Annotated in this window: 4 protein-coding genes and 1 tRNA gene; 2 read left to right on the forward strand and 3 right to left on the reverse strand. The window is 64.1% G+C overall.

The features are described 5' to 3' along the window. Positions 1-175 precede the first annotated feature (175 nt). Positions 176-775, forward strand: coding sequence for an RdgB/HAM1 family non-canonical purine NTP pyrophosphatase (gene rdgB / locus KAZ48_10820; protein MBP7973283.1), 600 nt, complete (start codon positions 176-178; stop codon positions 773-775). Here the strand turns inward: rdgB and KAZ48_10825 are convergent. From KAZ48_10825 to KAZ48_10835, 3 genes are all read right to left on the reverse strand, one after another. Then, positions 720-1,907: a hypothetical protein gene (locus KAZ48_10825; protein MBP7973284.1), complete on the reverse strand. Its 1,188-nt coding sequence runs from the start codon at positions 1,905-1,907 to the stop codon at positions 720-722. The two genes, rdgB and KAZ48_10825, sit on opposite strands and share 56 nt — an antisense overlap. A gap of 113 nt (positions 1,908-2,020) precedes the next feature. After that, on the reverse strand, positions 2,021-2,971 hold the full coding sequence (locus KAZ48_10830; GenBank protein MBP7973285.1) for a hypothetical protein: 951 nt from the start codon (positions 2,969-2,971) through the stop codon (positions 2,021-2,023). A gap of 122 nt (positions 2,972-3,093) precedes the next feature. Continuing rightward, a tRNA-Leu gene (locus KAZ48_10835) sits at positions 3,094-3,175 on the reverse strand. A 155-nt stretch (positions 3,176-3,330) separates the two neighbouring features. Here KAZ48_10835 and KAZ48_10840 point away from each other — a divergent pair. Then, the gene (locus tag KAZ48_10840; GenBank protein ID MBP7973286.1) at positions 3,331-4,482 is read left to right on the forward strand and encodes a VIT1/CCC1 transporter family protein; all 1,152 of its coding nucleotides are present in this window, start codon (positions 3,331-3,333) and stop codon (positions 4,480-4,482) included. Positions 4,483-4,601 lie beyond the last annotated feature (119 nt).

Genomic DNA, 4,601 nt, shown 5'->3' on the forward strand with positions numbered 1-4,601 from the left:
AGGTCCAAGGCACCGCCGAGGGCGAGCCGTTCGAGCGTGCCCTACTCGATGAGTTGCTGGAACTTGCTGCTGCCGGCTGTGCGGAGTTGACCCAGTTGCAGGCGTCGGCCTTGGCTGAGTCGCTTCGTAGGCCCGGCAGTTTGGTTGACGGCGGACCAGCCACCAAGTTGGCGTGATGTCTCGCATCGTCCTGGCTACGCGCAACCCACACAAGGTGGCCGAGGTCGAGCGAATACTGACGGCTGCCGGTGCTCCAATTGACCTCGTCGGGATTGATGATTTGCCACCGGCGATTCCCGATGTGGCCGAGACCGGATCCACCTTCGCCGAGAACGCGCTGCTCAAGGCACGGGCGGTCGCCGCGACCGCCGGTTTGCCAGCGATCGCCGACGACTCCGGCCTCTGTGTCGACGCACTCAACGGGATGCCAGGAGTGCTCTCCGCTCGGTGGGCTGGCAGCCACGGTGATGACCAGGCCAACCTTGACCTCGTCCTCGACCAATTAGCCGACGTGCCAGCCGGGCGCAGGGGTGCGCAGTTCGTCTGTGTTGTTGCACTCGCGCAACCCAATGGCGATGCCGAGACGTTCACGGGTTCAGTGGTCGGCACGCTGACGAAGCAGCGACGCGGGAAAGGCGGGTTCGGCTACGACCCCGTGTTCGTCCCCGAGGGCTACTCAGTCACCACGGCGGAGATGTCAGCTAGTGAAAAGGACGCGATCAGTCATCGTGGGATGGCGTTGAGGGCTCTGGCTGCCGGGATGAGCGCTGGTTAGCTCGTAGGTCAACGACCTCATCGGCCGTGCGGGCTCGCGTCCGCAGAATCAACCAGGCGCCCACCAATGCCGCTGTCCCGATCAGGGTGAGGATCGATATCCGTAGAGCCACGTCAGTGAGCCAAACGCCTCGCTGGCCGGCTGGATTCGACGTTGCGAGGGATGCGCGGAAACGATCCGGCAATGGGACACGAACGACGGGGCTTTGCGAAGCGCTTGCACCCAGGTCAACACCCTCACCCTCCGGGCTTACGGTTATCGCCTCGCCAGTCGTGCTGGCAGGTAGCTCGAGCTGAGTCGGTTGGTCGTGCAGCGCGTCGACGAGCGAACCATCCGCAGGCACCCGGTAGAGCAGCGCCTCCTTTCCCCCTCTAATACTGAGGAAGCGGCGCTGAGGATCAACGGTTCCACTGGTTGCGACCGAGAGCGGGACGATGGCACTGGTTGCCGTGGCAACCGTCGGAATTGGTGAATCCCAGACACCGTTGACCTGCCACACGGGCGAGTTGGTGGTCGTGGCGGCGCGCTCGATGAGAAGAACATCGCCGGATTTGGGGTCGACCAGAACTCCTTTTGCCGTGTGGTTCTTGTTGTCGGGGTATCGGAACCGCAAGCGTTGGGGAGTCACTGAAATGCGCGCCGTGCTGGGTTCGGCGGTGATGGGTGGCGCCGGGAATCGGTAGATCGAGAACTCCTGGCGGCCGCTGGTTGCTTGTTTTTGTGAAGCTGCCACACCTGTCGCGGTCCCGGTGTCGGCGACGTAGACGTAGTCCTGACCGTCAGGACCGGGCCCGGTCGCGAGGTCCTCGGTTTGGCGGAGGTCGACGCCGTTGAGCCTGACGACACCGCTGGTCGAACCGTCTGGGCCGAGTAGCCAGATCGCCGGCGGCTGGCCCGGATTCCTTGCGTACCAAGCGGCACTCTGGCTGGTCCAGTAGGAGACGCCGTCGTTGGCAACCGTCAAACCGTCGCTGGTTTCTAGCGCAGGATCGGCCGGGGTTAGCACCTGCGTGGCATCTGCGGGCCGGGGCTGATCGGCAGCCATCGCGTTGGCTCCGCAGGTCGCTGCGAGTGCGCAGCCCATAACAACCGCGCTGGCAGCGCGCCTGCTGAGTCGGCGCCTGCTCGACATACGCCCACCCCCAGAGTCCGCGCATTGTTTTGGTGCCAACGTGACATGTTCCCTCTGGCAGCCTAAGTCACGTCTCGGTCGGCGTGAAGGGACTTGTTCAAATGGTGGATCTGCTAGCCGTGCAACCCGAACGCTCGCGGATAGAGCGGCGCCCGACGCGATTTGCCGATCCCGGGCAGCCCGAACATCCGCTGCGTCGCGCGCAACAGCGAGTAATGGGTCAGCCTCCGTGTGCTCACCGTCCCCGCTACCGCAGTGGGCGCGATGACGACGCTGGTCACACGGTTGGGTCGGGTTCCCTCATTCTCGTCATACGTCACGAAAACCGCTGTTCTCCCGGCGCGGTACTGCCGACTGGCGAGAATGCCGGGAAGCCGGTGGGACAGCCACTGGTCTGCGGATTCAACTCCGCGGTCGTGGGCGTTGTTGCGTTGGTTGGGCACGATCATGGTGAAGCGTGCCGACAGTGTTGTGGCTGAGCGCAATGGTCGATCCTGGCGAGTGCATTGGCGGCCTAGGTTCGTGTAGTAGGTCGCAGGGTTGTGTCTTACCGCGTATGCGCCTGAATCGGTGCGGGCGCAGTTGCGCGGCATCGATTCTGCGAGTACTCGCCAACCCCCTTTGCCTAACTGGGAGAAGATGCTCGAACCGCCGAGACGATGATGGCGTGGGTCGCGGTCATCAGTGATCCCGTGGGTTCGGCCGGAGGTCATGGCCAGGTAGTTAGGTAGCGATGGGTGGGCCGTTGCGCGGACGTTTGTTGCCACGGCGCATGACTTGGCCAGTGTCGAGAGATAGGGAGCCGTTCTTGGGTCAAGGGCGGTCGTAGAGCCGTGGTTCTCTAGGACGATCCAGACGACGTGCTGCCACCGTGGAACCTTTCGGGCCGTCCCGCACGGACCCGGGTTTGAACTCGCCGTGGACGCCGAAACCGAAGCTGTCCGCGTCCCCAGGCTCGCTACGGGAACGTCCGTTGAGTGTGCCTGGGTCAAGCTGCATCCGGTTGCACACAGCGTCAGCGCAATTGCCAGACCGGCCTTTCCCAGCCGACTCACTGTGGTCACTCCGCCAGGGTAACCGCGGGCCAGGTTCAGTGTGCCGATCACCGATGACCGCTACTCCAGCAGTGGCCCGCCAGTGCTCTCCGGGCCTGAAACGCGGGGCATATTCACGCGACATCACAAAGTGCGCGAGGGGGGACTTGAACCCCCACACCTTCCGGTACAGGATCCTAAATCCTGCGCGTCTGCCAATTCCGCCACTCGCGCGAGTGAACGCGACGCTAGCACGCAGATGGTGCGCGCCAGCATTCGGTTGGTCGCGCCCGCAGCGACAGTCGACTGGCAAAGTCGCCTACCGTGGCGGGCCGCGCATGGTGCGTGCCGGGGTGCACCTGAGGTTGCGGTTCGGTCACACTAGATCCATGGCAAAGGATGATCGACGGTTTCTTAAGTACCTTGCCGCCGAGCGGGAAGCCGGCCACATGTATCGGTCGCTGGCGGACTTGGCGCAGGGCGATCAGCGCGATGCGTTGATCGAGTTGGCCCAGATCGAGGACAGGCACGCCGAACACTGGGCGTCGCTACTGGAAGAGCGTGGCATCGAGGTGCCCCCGGACAGCGGGAGCCTGGACCCAGACTCGCAGCGGCTGGTAGCGAGGGCACGCCAATTCTCGCTCGGGGCGGTGCTTCCCGAGTTGGAAGCCGCCGAGCGGGACGCGCAGGGAACCTACGACGCCGAGCCGGAGGCGCTGCCGGGAATGGCCGACGATGAACACGTCCACGCCGAGGTCCTGCAGGGCATGCGAACCGGACAGTCCAGTGCGCCGATCGATGGCAAGCCGACCAAATCGGTCGACGAAGTCCGGCAGTTGCTCAACAACTCTGAGCACTGGCATCGGACAGACAAGTCCGGGACATTGCGCGCGGCGGTCTTCGGTGTCAGCGACGGTTTGGTCTCGAACACCGCCCTGGTGATGGGCTTCGCCGGATCGGGTACGGGTCAAGGGACGGTGCTGTTCGCGGGTCTTGCCGGTCTGCTGGCGGGTGCATTCTCGATGGCGGCCGGGGAGTTTGTGTCGGTCTCCAGTCAGCGTGACCTCTTTGCCAGAGAGATCGCCATGGAGGCCCAGGAGCTAAAGGAAAAACCGTTGGAAGAGCAACGCGAACTGGAACTGCTCTACCGAGCCAAGGGCCTCGACGCGAATACCGCTCGCACGGTTGCAGAGCGGATCATGTCCGACCCCAAGACCGCGCTGGACACGTTGGCTCGCGAAGAGCTCGGACTCGACCCGGATGAGCTTGGCTCGCCTGTCAAGGTCGCTGGATCGAGCTTCCTGGCGTTCGCCGTCGGCGCGGTCGTCCCCGTCATCCCGTATGTGTTTGCTGGCGGCATGCTGGCGCTGTGGATTGCGATTGGCTTGGCCGTCATCGCTCTGATTGCGGTCGGTTCCGCAGTGGGCTACCTGTCCGGCGCCGGCATGTTGAAGTCGGCGATGCGGCAGTTGGCGGTAGGTGTTGGCGCTGCCGCAGTCACCTTCATCGTCGGCACGATCGTCGGAGTCAGCCTGGGCTAGACGCCCAACTCCTTGCGCAACTTCGGCTGTGACATGGCTGCGTTGCGCTGCATCGTTGGGCTAGACGCCCAACTCCTTGCGCAACTTCGGCTGTGACATGGCTGCGTTGCGCTGCATCG

Source organism: Candidatus Nanopelagicales bacterium (genome assembly GCA_018003655.1).
Taxonomy (GTDB): Bacteria; Actinomycetota; Actinomycetes; order S36-B12; family UBA10799; genus JAGNDY01.

Coding starts and splice junctions, on each gene's coding strand:
- rdgB (MBP7973283.1), top strand. CDS start 176: ATGTCTCGCATCGTCCTGGCTACGCGCAACCCACACAAGGTGGCCGAG.
- KAZ48_10840 (MBP7973286.1), top strand. CDS start 3,331: ATGGCAAAGGATGATCGACGGTTTCTTAAGTACCTTGCCGCCGAGCGG.
- KAZ48_10825 (MBP7973284.1), bottom strand. CDS start 1,907: ATGTCGAGCAGGCGCCGACTCAGCAGGCGCGCTGCCAGCGCGGTTGTT.